This window comes from Streptomyces sp. SID12501 (genome assembly GCF_010550245.1).
In the GTDB taxonomy this organism is placed as follows: domain Bacteria; phylum Actinomycetota; class Actinomycetes; order Streptomycetales; family Streptomycetaceae; genus Streptomyces.
Genome location: NZ_JAAGLU010000092.1, coordinates 1 through 2,578 on the forward strand (window position 1 = coordinate 1; position 2,578 = coordinate 2,578).

General features: G+C 70.0%; 1 protein-coding gene and 1 pseudogene. Both read right to left on the reverse strand.

The window, feature by feature from the left end; translation table 11 throughout:
• Positions 1 to 88 precede the first annotated feature (88 nt).
• Complete coding sequence (locus G3I71_RS44500) at positions 89 to 1,645, reverse strand: aldehyde dehydrogenase family protein (RefSeq protein ID WP_164324536.1); 1,557 nt, start codon at positions 1,643 to 1,645, stop codon at positions 89 to 91.
• 83 nt (positions 1,646 to 1,728) lie between these two features.
• Positions 1,729 to 2,451: pseudogene (locus G3I71_RS44505) on the reverse strand (ATP-grasp domain-containing protein); the annotation flags it as partial.
• Between the last annotated feature and the right edge of the window lie 127 nt (positions 2,452 to 2,578).

Here is a 2,578-nt window from a genome sequence, read left to right on the forward strand (position 1 = left end):
TGTCATGATCGCCACCTCACTTGTACGTCGACGTGTGTGCACGCGATGTCAGGGGGGCGCCGCCGCACGGGCGCCGCCCGGCCGCCGGTCACGGCATGAGCTGGTACTCCGGGAAGTTCCCGGGCAGCCGCTCGCCCGCCGGTCCCTGGGTGACGGCGCGCACCAGCAGCTCGCCGCCGACGAACGCACCCCGCCAGGACGCGCCGAACCCGCCGAACAGCTCGTCACGGTCGCCCCGCGAACGCGGCTTGCCGTGGCCGACCTTGAACGCGCGGATCTGCGGGGCCAGCCGGTCGAAGGTCGCCCGGTCGTCCATGGACAGGGTGGCCACCAGCGCGCCGTTGGAGGCGTTCATCGCGGCGAGCAGCTCCGCCTCCGTGTCGACCAGGACAATGGTGTCGACAGGCCCGAACGGCTCCGCGTGATGCAGCGGCGAGGACGACGGCGGCCCCAGGAGCGTGACCGGCTGGACGTACGCCGAGGTGTCCTGACCGGGCAGGAAGCGGGCGTCGGCTTCACTGGCGCGGTGCAGGGGGACAGCGCCGCGCGCGATGGCCTCGGCGACCTGGTCGTGCAGTTCCTTCGCCTTGGCCGCGTTGATCACAGGCCCGAAGTCGAGTGCCGGGTAAGGGTCGTCGGCCTTCTCGACGGCGAGCGGGTGTCCGACACGCAGGGTGCGCACCGCCGGGAGGTACGCCGTCAGGAACTCGTCGAACAGTTGCCGCTGGACGACGAAGCGCGGGTAGGCCGTGCAGCGCTGTTTGCCGTAGTCGAAGAGCTTGGGGACGACGGCCTTGAGGGCGTCCCAGTCCGAGTAGTTCCAGATGCCCCAGGTGTTGAGACCCTCCTGTTCGAGTACGTGACGCTTGCCGAGGTCGGCGACTGCGGTGGCCACCGCGGCGCCGGTGTCGCGCCCGCCGACGAAGGAGACGCAGCCGATCTCCGGCGCCCGCACCAGCGCCTCGGACAGCTCTCTTCCGCTGCCGCTGACGAGGGTGACGGGAATCCCCTCGCGGGCGGCGAGTGCGCAGGCCAGGGTCAGACAGGCGACACCGCCGTCGGTCGGGGTCTTGGCGATGACCGCGTTGCCTGCCAGTGCCTGTACGAGCATTGCGTGAACGAGCACGCTCATCGGGTAGTTCCAGCTCGCGATGTTGGACACCGGGCCGTCCAGCGGAACCCGCTCGGCGACCATCGGCTCAATGCCGTCGACGTACCAGCGCACACCGTCGATGGCCCGGTCGACATCCGCCTGGGCGAGCCGCCACGGCTTGCCGATCTCCCAGACAAGCAGCAGTGCGAGGAGTTCGCGGTGCTGGGTGAGGGCATCGAGGGTGGCCGCGACGCGCGCGCGGCGCTCGTGGAGCGGGACGTGCCGCCAGGCGCGGTGCTGGTCGAGGGAGGCGCGTACCGCCTGGTGGGCGGTGTCCCGGTCCAGGCGCGGCGGGCCGGCGATCGGGCTTCCGTCGACGGGGCTTGTGGCGGGCAGGGTCCGGCCGTCCGCCTGCCAGGCGGAGTTCCAGAGGTTGAGGACGCGGTCGTCGCGGAAGGCCTCGGGGGCGACTGCGAGGCATCGCTGCCAGGCGTCGGTCCAGGACGTACCGGACTTCACCACGAGGTGGGTGGAGTTGAGGGTGGTGGTCATTCGGTGTCTCCGCTCTCGGTGCACAGTCGGGGGCGGGGGGATGAACCTGGTGGCGCCGGATGGTCCGCCAGTCACCGCCTGCAGTTGAGGTCCTTCACGGCGGCCGTGGCCTCCGGTGAGTTGTTGCGCTCCACCTCCTCAACACCCCAACGGGCCTGCCGGAAAAGGGCGTTGTCGTCGAGGGTCACCTTTCCGTCGAGGGCGACGAGTTGTCCCTGCCGGGTGCGAGCGAGCGGGTTCACCTCGACGAGGACGGCGTCCTCGCGAACCGGCACCTGCCACAGCCGCACGAGAACGTCCACGGACTCCGATGGAAGCCCGGCGGCCTCGGTGATCTCCGCCGCCTTCGCGGAGGTGACACCCTCGGCCGGGTCGATGTGCATACGCGCCACCGCTTCCGGCCGATCGGCGGCGAGCTCCTCGATCTCCGTACCGCCCTCGGCGGAGGCCATCGCGAGGAAGCGGCCCGCCGCGCGGTCGAGGACGTAGGAGACGCAGAACTCGCCCTCGATGTCGGCAAGTTCGACGGGCTGGACCAGCATGACCTTGCCGACCGTGTGCCCCTTGATGTCCCTACCGAGGATCTGACGTGTCGCCAGTTCCGCCGCGACCGGATCGCGGGCGAGCCGCACGCCGCCCGCCTTGCCCCGCCCTCCGGTCCTGACCTGCGCCTTGACAACGACGCGGCCGCCGAGCCTGCGGGCCAACCCCCTTGCCTCCTCGGACCAGTTGGGGACCTCCGCCCTCGGCGCGAGGATGCCGTGCTCTTCGAGGAGTCCGCGGGCTTGATGCTCGTACAGGTCCATGATTCGGCTCCCGTCCTAAAAGTGCTGCACGCCCCCTGGACATCACCCATCGGATGCGGGATAACAATCTTCATACAGTATTCGTCGACTGTATGCAATGTGCCAAGTGAGGTGACTCGTGGCGGTG